Here is a 17,889-nt window from a genome sequence, read left to right as displayed (position 1 = left end):
TTTTTTATAAACTCATCTTATTATTTATTGAAGAAAGCTGCAAACGGATTGTAGCTCATGCCGTCGTCGCTGCCGGAATTGTAGTTACCTCTTCCACCGTTACGGTTACCGTTTCCATTGCGGTTGAAGTCGCGGCTGCCGCTGCCGGCTGAACTTCCAGCACCTGCCTTCTTTACAACTACTACGCGCTTTTTGCCGTCGCCAGCTGCAGCACCTGTAGAAGCAGGCTTTGTGCCTCTTCCCATTCCGCCGCCCTGTCCGATTCGGCTTGCAGCGTCGCTCTTCAAAGAAAGACCGATTCGGCGTCTGTCCTTATCAAGCTGGATGATAGTAAATTCGAATACATCACCAACCTTTACAACTTCCATAGGGTCGCTTACAAAGTTGTCGGAAAGCTCACTTACGTGAACAAGGCCTGTTTCGTGAAGACCGATATCAACAAAGGCACCAAAGTCTACTACGTTACGGATTTTACCGGTAACCTTCATGCCTTCCTTCAAATCTTCAAACTGCAGAACGCCCTTCTGCATGATTGGTGCAGGATAACCGTCACGAGGGTCACGGTTAGGCTTCTGAAGCTCATCGATGATGTCGTTGATTGTTGTTTCACCGATGTTATATTTTTCGCAAAGAGCCTTGCGGGTTTCGTTAGAAATTTTGTCACCTTTTTTAACTGCGTCATAAACTTCGCGGGCAACATCGTAGTTTTCAGGGTGAACCCAGGTGTTATCAAGAGGATCAGAGCTTTCTGCAATCTTAAGGAAGCCGGCACACTGTTCAAAGGCCTTAGGACCAAGTCCCGGAACCTTTTTCAAATCTTCGCGGCTTGTGATTTTTCCGTTTGCATCGCGGTAAGCAACAATCTTCTTAGCTGTGCTTACGTTAATACCAGAAACGTACTTCAAAAGCATGTAAGAAGCTGTGTTCAGGTTTACGCCAACCTGGTTTACAACCGAGCCTACAACTTCATCAAGCTGGTCAGCAAGTTTTTTCTGATTTACGTCGTGCTGGTAAAGTCCGACACCAATTGCCTTAGGGTCGATTTTTACAAGTTCAGCAAGAGGATCCTGCAAACGGCGGCCCATAGAAATAGCACCGCGAACCATTACGTCCAGATCAGGGAATTCTTCTGTTGCAACAGGGCTTGCAGAGTAAACCGAAGCACCAGATTCATCAACAACTGTAAATTCAACATCGCTGTCCTTGTAGTTTTCGCTGATAACCTTACTTACAATAGCCTGAACTTCCTGTGAACCAGTTCCGTTTCCTACGGCAAGAACCTGAATATCATACTTGTCGATAGCGTCATTGATTGCATCGTAAGCCCCCTGAGGATCCTGCTCCTGGAAAATCTTAAAGAAGCCAAGGTATTTTCCTGTTTCATCAAGGGCGGCACACTTTGTACCGTTGCGGTAACCAGGGTCAACACCAAGAACGCGGCTTCCCTTAATTGGCTGCTGCATCAAAAGGTTTTTAAGGTTTTCGCTGAAGATTCCAATTCCGTGGTCATCTGCATCATCAGCTTCGTCACTGCGGATTTCGCGAACAACAGCAGGGCTAAGCAAACGAACAACGCCGTCTTCAATTGCGTCTTTATGATAGTGATTGTGAATAGTTGCTTTTTTCTGCAAGTCAGCGATTGCTGCATCAACATCTACGTCGATTGTAACTTCAAGGGCGCCTTCACGCTCGCCGCGGTTAATAGCAAGAATGCGGTGAGGTTTTACCTGATTAAGAGGCTCTGAGTAATCCCAGTACATCTGGTATGTAGAAGTTTTTTCTGCCTGTTCAGCGTTCTGTCCGTCAGGGACGATACCCTTTGTTACGATGTTTCCAGTTGCAAGATAGAGGTCGTGAACTGAATCACGGTTTTTTGTATCCTGGCTAACACGTTCAGCGATGATATCCTGTGCCCCCTGCAAAGCGTCAAGGGTAGTCTCTACGTTCAAGGCTGGGTCTTCGTTATCAGTTTTGATGTATTTTTCTGCTTCTTTTTCGCATGCTGCATCGTCGTTGTCGCCAAGAATAAAGTCTGCAAGTGGTTCCAGTCCTTTTTCCTGAGCCACCATACCGCGGGTCTTCTTCTTCTTTTTGAATGGTGCCCAAAGGTCTTCCAAAGCTGTAAGAGTTGTTGCGCTCATTACGGCGTTATAAAGTGATTCTGTAAGTTTTCCCTGAGCGAAGATGCCCTTTACAATTTCAAGGCGGCGTTCTTCAAGATTTTTATATGATTTGAAAAGATGGTCGCAGTCGCGAACCTGAACTTCGTCAAGATTGTCAGTTTTGTCTTTGCGGTAGCGGCTGATAAAGGCAATTGTACAGTCTTCATTAATCAGGCTGATTACAGCGCTAACCTGCTGCACGCGGATGTTGAGTTCCGCTGCAATTTTTTTCATAATGTCCACTTCGTTAACAACGAGGGAGTCGATTGATTCTTGTGTAAATTCCATAGTAGAGCAATTTTAGTGGAATTTTGATTTTTGAGGAATATGAAAAGAACTAAATTCGGTCTTCTTCGATGTCGTTCAATTCTTCAACTTCTGCATCCAGACCTTCAATGCTGAACTTGTTGTAAATCTGGTTGAGAAGGTTTTTGCAGTTTGCGTTCATAAGCTGATAGATATTAGGAACCAAAAGCTGCTTGATACGCTGATCAAGACCGTTTGCGCCGGTAGAAGAAACAAATGCGAATACATAAAGCTCTTCACCGTTTACGGGACGCTGCATAATCAAAACTGCATCAGAACGGAACATAAAGCCGCGGATATTAAAGTGGAAGTCAGAAATCTTTTCGTACATCTGAACAGAAAGACGTCCTTCCGGGAATACAAAAGAGAAATGTGAAAGACTTATATCCTGCAAAACACCGTTGTGAGTCTGATTGTTTACAGTGCAGGAGAAAGTACAGGCCTTAGTACAGAGAGCGCGAATGTTCTTACGGCGTCCCTGAGCCTGATTTGCATACAAAATCTTTTCGATAATACCGAAGTTAGATTTTTTCTGATATTCAAGCTGAATACAACCACAGGCAAGTCCGATTTCATAGAGATATTTATATTCAAGCTTTGTTTTTTCATCTTTTGACTGGCGTTTTGTGTAAAGAACACCAATACAAGCCTGATTTCTGTACTGTTCGGTAATTCGTTTAATGAAAAGAGGCCATTCTACATCAGGGATGTTATAATCGATATTAAAGAAGATAATTACGTCGTGGAAAATCGAAATCAGAATGTCTATTTTCTTTTTCAGACTGATTCGTTTGTCATACTCAATAAAATAGCACTCATAACCTAGGGCAAAATAATCTTCCAGAAAAACTTCCGGGATAAGCGAGGTATCTGGTGTAATGAAAAATGTCTTGCGGCCTGCTACGATTTCTTTGATTGAAATGCCCAAAATCTTCTCCTATGTCATTAAATTATAACACGAAATTGCAAAACCACAAGAATTTTCCGAAGCAAATTAAATAAAATGCTGAGCCTTATGATGCTCAATTGTTTTATTCTTTACGGCAATCAGATAGCTTCCGTACATAGCAGTAACAGTATCAAAAAGCATAGAGAATGAACAGATTATAAGGGCAGCCGGCTTGAGCAAAAGGAAGCTTGTTTCAAAACCGCGGGCATAATTCTGGCACAAGATTGTAACAAGAACAAAGGCGCAGCCCGAAGGAAGTCCGCCAAGCAGGAATGAGAATACAAAAGAAAATCCGAAAATCCAGAGAATATCACCAAGAGGAATATTCAGGCTGGAATATGAACGCCAGATTACGATAAAGCTGATTACACTTACCAGAGCCGAACCGCCGCGTGAGAAAATCGAAAAAATCGGGAAGGTAAAGCCCGAAGTACGGCGGCGGATTCCAAGACTTTCTTTTCCGTGGCGGATTGTAAGAGGAAGTGAAAGGTTTGCATCACCACCAATGAAAGAAAGCAAAGCCGGCGCAATTGAAGCATACAGAACGCGGTAAGGATATGGGTCGTGACAGATATAGCGGATAATCACCGGATAGATAATTCCTGCCACAATCACAAAGTCTACTATAAACATAATCAGCATTGGTGTGTAAATTCCCGAGAAGATGATTGTACGGAATTCAACAAACCACTTTGTCATAATCATCACCATCATAAAGGCCATGATTTCTGTGATGAACTGAGCTATATTATAGAAAAGTTTAGAAAGTGAGTCGAAAAGCTGATAAACGGGTTTAAATAACGGAGTATCTACGGCTGTAGCGCTTTCAAATCCTATCAGCACGGCAAAAATAAAGCTTACCAGAAGGAAGGAACCTTCTGTGAGGGCAGCAAAAGCTGAAGTCGGGAAGAGGGACAAAATCAGGCTTGCAATATCCAGCTTAAAGAAATCTGTGCTTGTATCTACTGTGATAGGAATTCGAGGAAGCTTTACAATCAGAATTGAAAGCATACCCACAATTGTCATGATGAAGGTTGAACAGAGGATTACGATTGCAGTCCAGCGGGCAGTCTTAAAAAAGAGCTTTGAAGAGCGCAGCTTGTTTACTGAAACGATTGCTGTAGAAAAAACAAGAGGCACTACAAGATAGCGGCCAAATCGCACGAATAATTCAGTTACAAAATTAATGAATGAAGAAAAAACGGGATTATTAACCGGAAGAAGGATGGCTGCAAGAATGCCAAGTAAAATTGCAAGTAAGTATTTTATCCAAAGTTTCATAGTCAGATTATAACACATAAACTAGAAAGTCCGCAATTTGTGATGTATAATCTAGGCTATGGCTAAGTTTTTATTAATTGGAAAAGATATTCCCGAAGGATATGATTTTGCAAAAGGCCTTGCGGGAAGTGAAAGCGAAGTTTTTTGCGCTGAATCAGATTCAAATACAGACAGCAGCGACTATAACGACAGGATTTACACCGCTTCCTGGAACAAATCGTCGGCAATTTCGGCTCATTCGCTTTTAATTAAGGCTGAAACTAAGCTTGAAACAATAGAAAACGTTATTTTTTATTTCGATGCAGACTATCTTTCAACCCGATTTCTGGATAACAGTACGGATGAAATTTCTACTGCCATCGATACAATGACAACTTCCTTTCTATATATAACTGCTGAACTTTTAAGACGGGCAGAGCAGAAACGCAACAAACTTTGCACAGGCTTTATAGTAAAAAATCTTAAACCTGAGCAGACAAGCGGAATCGTTAAGATTGCAGAAGCAGCTTTCTGTCAGCTGGCAGAAAACTTTGCCCAGAATGTAGGCGAACGCGATTACCTGCGGGTTTTCCTTGCAAAAAGCAGCGGGGCTACTGAAGCAGTGGCAGAAGAGCAGGCGCTGGGAGAGTGGGCTGCAAAGGCTTTGAGTGAAATTGCTGAAAAGAAACAGAGCGTAAAACAGGCGGCTGCATGGATTAAGGCCGGCGGAAAAGTTGGATCAGGATTTCCATTTTTCAAATAAGAGGCAAAAATAACTTATGATTGATTTCCATTTACAGGACAGCTTATTCAACAGCACAATTTTGATTTTTCTTATGCGCGCCTTTTTGAGCGTATTCTGCGGTTTCTGTCTTGGACTGGAACGAAAAATCAAAAAGCATCCGGTGGGAATCAGAACTCTGGTTTTTCTCAGCCTTTCTTCCTGCCTTTTTGGCATTACGTCCATCACAATGGCAAAACAAAATATTTTGACTGGAGATACCACCAGAATTGCAGCCGGAGTTGTAAGCGGAATCGGATTTTTGGGCGCCGGTGTTATTTTCCGACAGGGCTTTAATATTCACGGACTCACTACCGCGGCAATTATTTTTATGGCTTCTGCCCTTGGACTTGCCTGTTCCGACGGACTTTACATTCCGGTTTTAATAACTCTTGCCCTCTGCCTTATCGTTATGACGATAGTTGAAAGACTGGAATATGTTTTATTCCCGCCGGAAACTGCAAAACTTGTAAAAATTGATTTTTCTGATGACCAGGTGGATGAAAGCGAAATTGAAGTTATCTTTAAAAGATGCAAATTAAAGCTGGCAGATAAAAACTTCAATTATGATATTGAAAATAAAACAGTTACTATCGCCTACAAGGTTTATAAGCCCAACAAATTTGATTTTTCAGATTTTTCTCAGAAAATCCGTCAAATCAAAAATGTCCGGGCCTTCAGCATCACCCAGGGCGATATAGATTAAATTCTTCCTGTTGTCAGGTAACGGCGGATTTCCTGACAGAGTTTTTTTGCTGCTTCTGAATCCGGCATAAAAGCTGCAGAAAGCAGATCTGTGCGGGCACCATAACGGCAGCTTGCGGCAAAAAAGCGTACATCATCAGCCTGAACGTCAAAGCTTTCACCGCGGAGGGCAACCGGCGCCAGCTGAGTTCCCATAGAAAGGGCTGTCTGAGTTTCTTCAGTCAAAAGCTTTTGAATCACCTTATCATTTACTGACTTTTTAGAAAGTTTTACTGTGCAAAGAGCAGGTGCAATAAGGGCATGATCTGTCTGCCCAGAAAGAACAGGCGCTCTTTCTGTAGAAAAATCACGAATCAACTTATATGGAATAGTTCTGTGAACAGAAAGCTTTGTAAAAAGAAGGGCAACCTGTCCGTCTTCTACAAAGGCAAGAATATCGCGGTATTTTGCGTGAAACCAGTTAGGATGAACTATGCCGCTTTCCTGCCAGCTTCTGAACAAATCAAGCACAGACTGTAAAGTAAGCTCGTTTCCAAGATTAAGAGTCAAAAGTTTTTCGGCAGAAGGATTTTTTTTAGCGGCTTCGACAAAAGTGCTGTAGGCATTATAACCGCCCTTTGCTTCAATAATTGCAGAAATCAATCCTAAAAGAATTTCATCATCTCCACCGTTGGTAAAAAACGGAGTAAAGGTGTATTTCTTTGCCTTTTCAAGGAAGGTCAGCATTTCGTCAAAATTCTGAGGATTTTCCATCCCGATTTTTGCTTCAACCGGTTTGCTGTAAGAAAATTCAAAATGGTCCAGCACAAGGGGAATAGACTTTCGGTCATTCGGCTCGTTCTGACGACGCAGAGAAGTTGGAAGGTAATTAAAAAGTTTTGAAGAAATATTGGCAGCTTTTGCCTTTATAGCTTCTGAAGCAAGACCTTCGTAGGTAAATAAAAGGTCGTAAGTCTTATCTGCCTTATCCTTATTCAAATCATCAAGGGTAACATTCTTAAAGGTTACCTTTCCAAGTTCAACTTTTTTGATGTTGTCTTCAAGCACCTTGGCCTGCTTTTCCGGAATATTATAGAAAGCAACATTTACGTTCTGCTGGGCTGCAGAATTAGCACGACGCAGGCAAAGGGAAACTATCACAGCGATTACACAGGCTGCCAGAAGCCCTGAGCCAAAAATTATTTTTTTACTCCAGATAAAAGCCCCGCAATTCTTAAAAAACATAATTGCTTTAGGTGTCTTCTTCTTTGATTTCTTTGACTTTTTACTCATAACTCTATTATACATCATTTTAATTGACATTCCATATCTCATTATATATTTTAAAATAATGATATTTTTAGATTTTGTAATTCTGGTCTTAGGTTTTGTAGCGCTTGTAAAGGGTGCTGATATTTTTGTAGACGGCAGTTCTGCACTGGCTAAAATTTTCAAAGTGCCGGGTGTAATTATCGGTCTTACGGTTGTGGCACTTGGAACTTCGCTTCCTGAACTTGCAGTAAGTACCACTGCGGCTCTGGCGGGTGCAAACGAAATTGCCCTAAGTAATGTAATTGGTTCCAACATTTTTAATCTTCTTGTTGTACTGGGTGTCTGTGCCGTTATTCACTCTGTTCCGGTAGACGAAGTTATCATTCGCCGCGATTTTCCTCTTTCAATTATTGTAACTCTGGGGCTGCTGCTGGCTGTTGGCTGGCAGACTATTTCGGGCGGTTCTTTTTTTACCCTGGGAATGGCAGATAACGCAGGGCTTGTTTCCCGCGTAACCGGCATAATCCTTCTTGTGATTTTTATCGGCTATATCCTCTTTTTGATTTTTGATGCCATCAGACATCCTGTGGAAGAAGAAGAAATTTCTGACATCCCCCTCTGGAAGGCTCTTCTTTTTATTCTGATTGGTGTGATTTTGATTATTGCCGGCGGAAAAGCAGTTGTTTACTCTGCCCAGAATATTGCAAGATTTTTTGGTATGACTGAAACCCTGATTGGTCTTACGGTAGTTGCTCTCGGCACGTCGCTTCCGGAGCTTGTAACTTCAATAGTTGCTGCAAGAAAAGGAGAAACTTCTCTTGCCGTTGGAAACGTTGTCGGTTCGAACCTTTTTAATCTTCTTTTTATTCTGGGAGTTTCTACAAGCATTCACCCTATTACAGTAAACGCAGCTTCTATTTATGATATGGCGATTTTGATTTTTGTAAGCTGTATGACGCTTTTCTTTTCTATTACAGGCCGTTCGATTAAGCGGCTGGAAGGAATAATAATGCTAGCCTGTTATATTGGGGCAACGACATTTGCAATTGTAAGATAAAAAATAAGGCTGTCCAAAAGGACAGCCTTTATTGTTGGTCAGATTTCCTTAGTCAGCAAAGCGGATTCGCTGCCAGATGTTGTAGAATTTTTCTACGCTGTCACCTAAATCTTCTTTAAGAGTACAGGTATTTGCCTGCTCTGGTGGATACATAGAAGGCTTTGTTGTGTACTGTAAAGCTTCTGTGTTTACAATACATGGATAGCGGAAGGTATCAATGAAGATAGCATACATTTCAGGGCGATGAATAAAGTTGATGAACTCATTTGCAAGCTCTGGATTTGGTGCATCCTTAAGAACTACCATACAGTCCATTGTTGCAGGACCACCCTCCGGCGGAATAAAGAATTCAATTGTATCTTCCCAAAGGCTTTCGTCTACTTCACCGTAAACAATTTCAGGATATCCCTGACAAAGCCAGAAGTCTCCGCTGGCAAAAGATTTACCAAAACCTTCTGCATCAAATTTTACAAGGTTTGGACTCCACTTGTTTTTTACAAGTGCTTCAGCTTCTGCAAGTTCTGCATCGTTAAGACTGTTCAAATCGTAACCAAGGTGAACAAGAGCGCAGCCAAGAACTTCGCGCATTTCATCCATCATAGTTGCGTGGCCTGCAAAGCGTGGATCTTCGAAAATGCTGTAATCGCGTGGATAATCACCGGTTACTTTATTTTTATTTACCATTACACCAGTTGCAGAGAAAGCGTAAGGTACACAGTATTTCATATCAGGGTCAAAAGTAAGTTTTTCTGTAACAACCGGATTGATTTTATCGCGGTTTGTAAATTTTGACTGATCAATTTCCTGAATCATTCCCTGTTTCAACATGATAGAAACAAAGTCATTTGAAGGAATTACAAGGTCATAACCTTTTGCACCGGCTTTAAGTTTTGCATACATCTCATCACAAGTTGCATAAACGTCAAGTTTAACTTTGCAGTTAAATTCTTCTTCGAATTTTGCAATTACTTCATCAGGAGTGTAATAAGTCCAGTTGTAAAGGTAGAGAGTTTTTTTCTTAGAACAAGAAAAAAGCGACAGAAGGGAAGCTGCAAAAGTTACAGCCAGAAGTGATTTGTAGAAAGTTTTCAATTGAAGACTCCCGGACGCGTGCGTCCTAAAAAATTTTATTGTTGGTTATACCCCAAAATTTGGCGGGCCTATACGACCCGCTTTAGAATATGCAATTTTAGCACGAAAGAAGTGTTTGTTACAATATTATGAAAATTGACTTCCGGTCACAGAGCAGGGAGCAAAACCGCGCAATAATGCGCTTCACGCTGATTGTTGCAAAGAAACCATAAAATTGACCGCTTTCGCGGTCACAACAATCAGAGTGTTTTTGCCCCCTACTCTGCTCCCTTGCGCCAATTTTACATACTTGTGTAACCGCCATCTACCGGCAGAATTACACCTGTTACATAGCTTGAAGCTGGGCTTGCGAGGAAGATTGCGGCTGTATCAAGTTCGCCTTCGTTTCCGTAGCGTGAAAGTGGAATCATTGTCTGGGCATTCTGCTGGAAGAAATCTGAATCCAGAGTTTCCTTTGTAAGAGGACTGTAGAAATAGCCAGGACAGATTGCATTTACGTTGATGTTGTATTTTCCCCATTCAGATGCAAGGCCGCGTGTAAGGTTTACAACACCACCTTTTGCGGCGTGGTAAGGTGAACAAGGAGCAACTTTGTTTCCAACAAGACCGTACATAGAAGCAATGTTGATGATGCGGCCATATTTAGCAGGAATCATTGCTTTTTTAGCAACGGCGCGGGCAACCTTGAAAGTTCCGCCCAAGTCAACGTTAAGCTCGCCGTTGAACTGATCATCTGTAATGTCTTCTGCAGGAGCAACAGCACCTGTACCGGCATTGTTGATTACGATATCAATGCGGCCGAATTTTTTCATAACTTCATCAACAGCGGCGTTTACTTTTTCTGTATCAGTAATATCACACTGAAGAGCAAGAGTTTCTACCTTATAAGTATCTGCAATTTCTTTAGCAACTGCTTCAATCATTTCCTTGCGGCGGGCAATAGCAACAATTTTTGCTCCCTGATTAGCAAGAGCCTTAGCCATCTGAACACCAAGACCTGTAGAACATCCGGTTACAATTGCAACCTGACCTGATAAATCAAAATAATTTTTAGACATATAGTACCTCGAAAAAAAGATTTGCTCTTATAAAATACTTCTATAATTAAATTAGTAAAGTAATTTTTACTTGTCAATGCAAAAGTGTCCAAAAAAAGTGGGACGCAGGCGGAAAATGAGGGGGGACCGCAGACGGGGTGAGACCTCATTTTTCGCCGTCGCTGGGACCCGCTTTTTTTGGACAAACTGGTAGAATAAGTTTTAATATTCCTTTATAATAAGGTTTCAGTATGAAAAATCTGGCGAAACAAAACTTACTGAAACACACACTTTGTTGCGACGGCTATTTTTTCTATTATTATTTTTGAATTTTACAAAGCTGAATTCGATTTTTTCGAGTTCAGCTTTTTTTTAAGTCCCAAGGGCTGAAAAGAGGGCTTTCGGGCTATTTTCTGGAAAAAGTGAGGTAGATTGTGGAAAAGGAAAGCGAAAAAAGAGCTGTTCTGCTTTTGGCAAACGGCATGGTTTTTGAAGGAAAAAGTTTTGGAGCTGAAGGCTGTGTTATCGGGGAGACAGTCTTTACAACCGGTATGAACGGCTATCTTGAAACACTCACAGACCCAAGTTATTACGGTCAGATTGTTACTCAGACTTTCCCGCTGATTGGAAACTATGGCGACATTTCAAAAGATTATGAAAGTGCAAAATGTAATCTTCGCGGCTACATTGTACGCGAATGGTGCGAAACTCCTTCTAACTTCCGCTGCGGCGGCGACATAAATTCTTACCTCAAATCTCAGAATATAATCGGTCTTTACGATATTGATACAAGAAAACTCACAAAGATTCTGCGCGAAACCGGCGTTATGAACGGAATGATTATTTCGGGCCAAGGCGACGAAGCAAAAGCCGCATTCCAGGCTCTGAATGATGAAGGCAAAAAGGCTGAACTTCTTAAAAAGATTAAAGAATATTCTATTATAAATGCAGTTGCTTCTGTAACCGGAAGCGCAACCGGTGTTGAAGAACCAGCTGATGTAGTTTTCAGCGAGTCTGCAAAATACCGCTTTGTGCCGGTTAAGGCTGACGGAACAAAAATCAACGACCCTGACCTTGCTATGAAAGATGGAAAGGGTAAAAAGGTCGTTCTCTGGGACTTTGGTGCAAAGGCAAATATCCGCCGCGAGCTTTTGAAACGCGGTCTTGAAGTTGTAACTGTGCCTAGCACTTACACTGCAGAAGATATCACAGCCCTGAATCCTGACGGAATTATGCTCAGTAACGGTCCTGGAGACCCTGCAGAAAATGTTGGAATTATTGCAGAAATCAAAAAGCTTTTGAAAACTGGTATTCCGATTTTTGGAATCTGTCTTGGACACCAGCTTCTGGCTCTGGCAAGCGGCGCTGAAACAATGAAATTGAAGTACGGTCACCGCGGTGGAAACCAGCCGGTAAAATACCTTAAAACCGGCCGCGTTTACATTTCCAGCCAGAACCACGGCTACGCTGTAAAAAATGACACTCTGCCGGCAGGCGCAGTCCTCAGCTTTGTAAACACAAACGACGGAACCTGCGAAGGCCTTGCCTACACCAACGTTCCGGCCTTCAGCGTGCAGTTCCACCCGGAAGCATGTTCCGGCCCGCTGGACACAAGCTTTTTGTTCGACGAGTTTGTAAAGCTGATTAATGACCACAACTACTTCACAAACTTCAAAGCTGAGTTCGAGCGCGTGGATGCGATTAAATATTTTGCAAGTACAATCAAAGCTACTAAGGAGAATGCATAGTATGCCTTTAAACAAAGATCTTCATAAAGTAATGGTTATCGGTTCGGGTCCGATTATTATTGGTCAGGCTGCGGAATTTGATTATGCGGGAAGCCAGGCTTGTAAGGCTTTGAAGGAGCAGGGACTTGAGGTTGTTCTTGTAAACTCGAATCCGGCTACCTTGATGACTGACCACAGTATGGCTGATCACATCTACATTGAGCCGCTTACTGTTGAAACTGTTCAGAGAATTATTGAAAAGGAAAAACCGGACAGCATTCTTTCTTCTCTTGGCGGACAGACTGGTTTGACTCTTTGTATGGAGCTTGCAAAATCGGGATTTCTTGAAAGTCACAATGTTCGTCTGCTTGGTGCAAAACCGGAAACTATTGATAAGGCAGAAGACCGCCAGATGTTTAAGGATACAATGGAAGCAATCGGTGAGCCTTGTATTCCTTCTAAGGTTGTTACAACTTACGAAGACGCCCTTGATTTTGTAAAAAACGGAATCGGATTCCCGGCAATTATTCGTCCTGCCTTTACTTTGGGTGGAACCGGCGGCGGTATTGCCCACGACGAAAAAGAATTTGACGAAATTGCTCATAACGGTCTTCACCGCTCTCCTATTCACCAGATTCTGGTAGAAAAATGTATTTCGGGCTGGAAGGAAATTGAGTTTGAAGTTGTCCGCGACCACAGCGGAAACGTAATGACTGTCTGCTCAATGGAAAACTTTGACCCGGTTGGCGTTCACACCGGTGACTCTATTGTAATTGCGCCTGCTGTTACTTTGAGTGATAAAGAATATCAGATGCTGCGTTCGGCATCTTTGAACATCATTTCTTCTTTGGGAATGGAAGGCGGATGTAACTGTCAGTTTGCTTTGAACCCTGAAACTTTTGAATATGCCGTAATTGAAGTAAACCCTCGTGTTTCACGTTCTTCGGCACTGGCTTCTAAGGCAACAGGATATCCTATTGCAAAGGTTGCGGCTTTGATTGCCATCGGTTACAACCTGGATGAAATCCCTAACTTTGTTACAAAACAGACTGCTGCCTGCTTTGAACCTGTTCTGGACTACGTTGTTGTTAAATTCCCAAAGTTCCCCTTTGACAAGTTTGTTTACGCTGCCCGCAAACTGGGAACTCAGATGAAGGCAACCGGCGAAGTTATGGCTATCGGCCGTACTTTTGAAGAAGCTTTGATGAAAGCTGCCCGCGGTGCTGAAATTGGTGTAAACTCTTTGAATCTTAAAGTTTTTGCTGAAGAAAGCGACGCAAAAATCAAAGAGCGTGTTGCAGACTGCACCGACCAGCGCGTATTTGCCGTTTTCCAGGCTCTTAAACGCGGAATTATGAGCGTTGACGAAATCCACGCCGTAACAATGATTGACGAATGGTTCCTCAACAAGATGAATCTTCTTGTTCAGATGGAAAAAACTTTTGACGAAATCAAGGCTGGAAAGAAAGAACTTAATCAGACACTTTATCTGGAAGCTAAAAAGATGGGCTATCCTGACAAGGTAATTGAAGATATGACCGGCGTAAAGATTCCGGGAAGCACCGGCGTTATTGAACACGACAAAAACGAAGCTTCTACCGCGAACACAATCGACGCTAACAATAAAAAGCTGGCCGAGCTTCGCGCTGCCGGCAAAGTTACTCACATTCCAAGCACCTTCAAAATGGTAGATACCTGTGCCGGCGAGTTCAGTGCGGAAACTCCGTATTTCTACGCAGGATATGATGAGGAAAACGAAGCTGAGATTTTCCTGAACAATTTACACGCAGGGGTTTTAGGGGGCGGCAGCCACCTAGGCGAAGGGGTAGCGGAGAACGCCGCAGGCGGTCGCAGCGAGGGGAAGACTTTCCCCGCCTCTAAGGGCACTATCGTCGTTCTTGGCTCGGGTCCAATCCGAATTGGTCAGGGAATTGAGTTCGACTACGCCAGCGTTCAGTGCGTATGGAGCCTTAAAAAGCTTGGCTACGAGGTTGCAATCATCAATAACAACCCGGAAACCGTTTCTACCGACTTTGACACTGCAGACCGCCTCTACTTTGAGCCGCTCACTCCGGAAGACGTTATGGGCGTTATCAACACAGAAAAGCCGGTTGCAGTTGTAGTTGCCTTTGGCGGCGGTACAGCAATCAAGCTTGCAAACTTCCTTTCTGAGCAGGGAATTCCGATTCTTGGTACAAGTGCTGACGCAATCGACCTGGCAGAAGACCGTGAGCGTTTTGAAGAGCTTTGCGAAAAACTCAAAATCAAGCGTCCTAAGGGACTTACAATCATGAATACCGAAGAAGCTCTGGCTGCAACAAAGCAGCTGGGCTACCCTGTTTTGCTGCGTCCTTCTTACGTTTTGGGCGGTCAGAACATGATTGTTGCCTTCAACGATGCCGACGTAAAAGAATACATGAAGATTATTCTTGCCCAGGGAATTGAAAATCCGGTTTTGATTGACCAGTACATGATGGGAACTGAGCTTGAAGTTGACTGTATCTGTGACGGCGAGGATGTTTTGATTCCTGGAATCATGGAGCATATTGAGCGAACTGGTATTCACTCGGGCGACTCGATTGCGGTTTATCCTAGCTGGAATCTGAACGACGTTCTGCGCGAAAAAATCATCAATCAGTCTACTGACCTGGCACTTAAGCTTGGTACAAAGGGTCTTGTAAACATTCAGTACCTGATTTACAACAACGACCTTTATATTATTGAAGTAAACCCTCGTTCTTCGCGAACTGTTCCTTACATTTCTAAGGTTACAAACGTTCCTATGGTTGAACTTGCAACCCGCGCAATGCTGGGAGAAAAAATCCGCGATATGGGCTACGGAACAGGACTTTACCGCCTGCCTCCATACTTTGCCGTAAAAGTTCCGGTTTTCAGCTTTGAAAAGCTGATGGACGTTGATACTCACCTGGGACCTGAAATGAAGTCTACCGGCGAGGTTCTTGGAATTGCTTCGACAATGGAAGAGGCAATCTTCAAGGGACTGATTGGTGCCGGCTACAACATGAAGCGTGCAGGGGATGCTGCTTCTGACGGAGACAGCGAAGGCAAAAACGGCGGCGGAGTTCTCTTCAGCGTCCGCAAAACTGACCGCTACGAACTTCCTGACCTTGCCCGCAAGTTCTACGACATGGGCTTTAAGCTTTACGCAACCGAAGGAAACGCAGAAACAATCCGCGATTTTGGAATGGAAGTTGAAGTTGTAAATAAGATTCACGAAAATCCTGATGATAACCTTTTGACCCTGCTTGATTCAGGCAAAATTGATTACGTAATTTCTACCTCTGCAAAGGGACGCGACCCACGTGCCGACAGCGTAAAAATGCGCCGCCACGCCGTAGAACGCGACATCCCTTGTCTTACAGCAATCGATACTGCAAACGCAATTGCAAACTGTCTTAAGTCAAAATATTCGGCAGAAAACATTGAACTTGTTGATATCAACCAGCTGCGCGACAAAAAGCAGAAAATCCGCTTTACAAAGATGGATTCAACCGGCAACGACTTTATCGTCATCAACGGAATGGAACAGGAAATCAAAAATCCTGCCGGCCTTGCAGTTCGCCTTTGCGACCGCAGAAACGGCGGAATCGGAGCAGACTCCCTTGTTCTTATTGAAAACAGCACTTGCGCCGATGCAAAAATGCGTTTCTTCAACCTGGACGGTTCAGAAGGAAAAATGGCCGGAAACGCCATCCGCTGCGTAGGAAAATATCTCTACGATTACAACGTAAACGGAATCTGCGAAAAATACGGAAAGAAAACCGACGCTACCGAAACAATCACAATTGAAACCGGAAGCGGCGTAAAAACCCTTATCCTCTACAAGCAGAACGGAAAAGTTACTTCGGTAACTGTTGATATGGGCGAGCCGACCTTTGCTCCGGAAACTTTGCCTACAACCTTAAAGCTGGCCGACGTTTCTGCAAGCGAACTCAATGCAAGTGCCGCCTCGGCAGCCCTGCTTCCAAAACAGGCAATTCTGAATCAGGCTCTGCGCGTAGACGGCAAAACTTACAAGGTAAACTGCATCGGCATGGGTAACCCTCACGCCGTAATCTTCAGTAAGTTCGTAGACAAAGAGCCAGTTTGCGAAGACGGCCCTAAAATCGAACACCACAAAGCCTTCCCTGGCCGAACCAACGTCGAGTTTGTTCGCGTTGTAGGTCCAAATGAACTTAAAATGCGCACCTGGGAGCGCGGAAACGGCGAAACTCTTGCCTGCGGTACAGGTGCCTGTGCAGCCGCAGTTGCCGCAGTTTTGAACGGCTTCAGCCCCGTAGACCAGAACATCACCGTAAAAGTCCGCGGCGGCAACCTGATTGTAAAGTACACCAGCAAGACAGTCTTCTTAAGTGGAAATACAAGCATCTGCTACGAAGGCGAGGTGGAGATTTAAGTTCCACCGCAAAATACCCCGGCAACTTCCGTAAAAGTGGATGTTGCCGGGATTTTTTTGGGCGAAATATCTCTTTCCCAGTCGCCTTCCGGGCTCCCCTACGGTCGGTCTTGCTTCGCAAGACTGGCTTCGCCACCCTCCACGCTCGCGCCGGGGGAAAACTACAATATAAAGTGCAAAGTCCTGAAATTTAGGCTTGCCGAATTTTTTCCAGCGATAAAGTTCAAAAGGTAGTACTGCCATACCTTCCGACATTCATTTGCAACACATCTTCTTGAGTCCAGCTACGATATCCGCATAAAAATCTATTACTTTTTCATAACTCGTTATATAATCGACATATAATATATCTGCCATACCAGCTTATACTGACACTTTTTGCAGTATAAGACTTTTATGCAGGATACGTATAAATTTTGTTATACGGACGGCGCAGAGCTCCGCTGGGAAGAAAAATGTATGAAAAAATTTTAAAAATTGTTTTAGACTTATATTCAAAAGTAGGAAACAATTATTCTTGGGAATTACCAGAAAACTTGCCAATTGAAATTCCAAAGCATTTGTCCAATTATGAAAAAAATCTATTTCTTAAAGAAAATCTTCATAAAATAATAGACGAAGAAAATTTTGAAAAAATTGCATACTGGATTATTAATTCATGGGGCGGTATTCCACTAAAAGAAAATGAAAATAATAAAAATCGGCTAAAGAAATTTAAAAATAAGTTGGATAAAAACATAGAAAATCTTACAAAGGATGAATTTAGTATTATTTCTTCACTTTCAAAAATTGCCTCCTTTTATTGTCCTGAAAAATATTCAATTTACGATTCAAGAGTAATTTATTCATTAAATTGGCTTATTTTTAAAAATAACCTAGAAAGTAATTATTTTCCACAACCTGCAAGCAGAAATTCTGCAATGACAGAATATGATCAGAAAACTATTTTCAATCTTTCAAAAAGGAAAATTAATTATTATTCGAACAATGATGCTTATTTTGAATACTGCAAACTAATCAATGAAATTTCAAAAAATGCAAAGGATATAAAAAATTATCAAATTGAAATGTTTTTATTTTCAATAGCTGATACAATTATAATAGATGATATGAAAAATTCTTTATCATTGATAATAAAAAATTAA

The 17,889-nt window shown here is 42.6% G+C and carries 12 protein-coding genes; 6 read left to right on the top strand and 6 right to left on the bottom strand.

Features of this window, described 5'->3' with window-relative positions:
• Window positions 1-20: 20 nt before the first annotated feature.
• The 3 genes from MSI_RS07240 to MSI_RS07230 all read right to left on the bottom strand — a co-directional run bounded on the left by MSI_RS07240 (window position 21) and on the right by MSI_RS07230 (window position 4,698).
• Window positions 21-2,450 carry a Tex-like N-terminal domain-containing protein gene (locus MSI_RS07240; protein ID WP_009105290.1) on the bottom strand — a complete coding sequence of 810 codons (2,430 nt, stop codon included), beginning with the start codon at window positions 2,448-2,450 and terminating at the stop codon, window positions 21-23.
• Window positions 2,451-2,499: 49 nt separating this feature from the next.
• On the bottom strand, window positions 2,500-3,396 hold the full coding sequence (locus tag MSI_RS07235; RefSeq protein ID WP_009105289.1) for a hypothetical protein: 897 nt from the start codon (window positions 3,394-3,396) through the stop codon (window positions 2,500-2,502).
• A gap of 66 nt (window positions 3,397-3,462) precedes the next feature.
• Window positions 3,463-4,698: a dicarboxylate/amino acid:cation symporter gene (locus MSI_RS07230; protein WP_039924518.1), complete on the bottom strand. Its 1,236-nt coding sequence runs from the start codon at window positions 4,696-4,698 to the stop codon at window positions 3,463-3,465.
• Window positions 4,699-4,756: 58 nt separating this feature from the next.
• Between MSI_RS07230 and MSI_RS07225 the strand changes: the two genes are divergently transcribed.
• Window positions 4,757-5,440, top strand: coding sequence for a hypothetical protein (locus tag MSI_RS07225; RefSeq protein ID WP_009105284.1), 684 nt, complete (start codon window positions 4,757-4,759; stop codon window positions 5,438-5,440).
• 16 nt (window positions 5,441-5,456) lie between these two features.
• Complete coding sequence (locus tag MSI_RS07220; RefSeq protein WP_009105283.1) at window positions 5,457-6,164, top strand: MgtC/SapB family protein; 708 nt, start codon at window positions 5,457-5,459, stop codon at window positions 6,162-6,164.
• Here MSI_RS07220 and MSI_RS07215 read toward each other — a convergent pair.
• Window positions 6,161-7,435: a hypothetical protein gene (locus MSI_RS07215; RefSeq protein ID WP_192807745.1), complete on the bottom strand. Its 1,275-nt coding sequence runs from the start codon at window positions 7,433-7,435 to the stop codon at window positions 6,161-6,163. The two genes, MSI_RS07220 and MSI_RS07215, sit on opposite strands and share 4 nt — an antisense overlap.
• A gap of 58 nt (window positions 7,436-7,493) precedes the next feature.
• Here MSI_RS07215 and MSI_RS07210 point away from each other — a divergent pair, with 58 nt between their 5' ends.
• Window positions 7,494-8,471, top strand: coding sequence for a calcium/sodium antiporter (locus MSI_RS07210; RefSeq protein WP_009105280.1), 978 nt, complete (start codon window positions 7,494-7,496; stop codon window positions 8,469-8,471).
• Between the two features lie 48 nt (window positions 8,472-8,519).
• Here MSI_RS07210 and MSI_RS07205 read toward each other — a convergent pair whose 3' ends face one another.
• Both MSI_RS07205 and MSI_RS07200 read right to left on the bottom strand, forming a co-directional pair.
• Entirely contained in the window at window positions 8,520-9,563 is a 1,044-nt protein-coding gene (locus tag MSI_RS07205) for an extracellular solute-binding protein (protein WP_009105277.1), read from the bottom strand.
• Window positions 9,564-9,844: 281 nt separating this feature from the next.
• Complete coding sequence (locus MSI_RS07200) at window positions 9,845-10,621, bottom strand: SDR family oxidoreductase (RefSeq protein ID WP_009105275.1); 777 nt, start codon at window positions 10,619-10,621, stop codon at window positions 9,845-9,847.
• A gap of 413 nt (window positions 10,622-11,034) precedes the next feature.
• On the opposite strand from MSI_RS07200, the gene MSI_RS07195 reads away from it, so the two are divergent.
• The 3 genes from MSI_RS07195 (at window position 11,035) to MSI_RS13975 (ending at window position 17,889) form a co-directional block, all read left to right on the top strand.
• Window positions 11,035-12,348 (top strand): carbamoyl phosphate synthase small subunit, encoded by a 1,314-nt coding sequence (locus tag MSI_RS07195; protein ID WP_009105273.1) that lies wholly within the window; start codon window positions 11,035-11,037, stop codon window positions 12,346-12,348.
• Window position 12,349: 1 nt separating this feature from the next.
• Window positions 12,350-16,744: a carbamoyl-phosphate synthase large subunit gene (carB, locus tag MSI_RS07190; protein ID WP_009105271.1), complete on the top strand. Its 4,395-nt coding sequence runs from the start codon at window positions 12,350-12,352 to the stop codon at window positions 16,742-16,744.
• Window positions 16,745-17,199: 455 nt separating this feature from the next.
• On the top strand, window positions 17,200-17,889 hold the full coding sequence (locus MSI_RS13975; RefSeq protein ID WP_009105268.1) for a hypothetical protein: 690 nt from the start codon (window positions 17,200-17,202) through the stop codon (window positions 17,887-17,889).

The organism is Treponema sp. JC4, assembly GCF_000260795.1.
Lineage (GTDB): Bacteria > Spirochaetota > Spirochaetia > Treponematales > Treponemataceae > Treponema_D.
The sequence above is the reverse complement of the archived record's forward strand: the minus strand, read 5'-3'. Positions and strand labels throughout refer to the sequence as shown.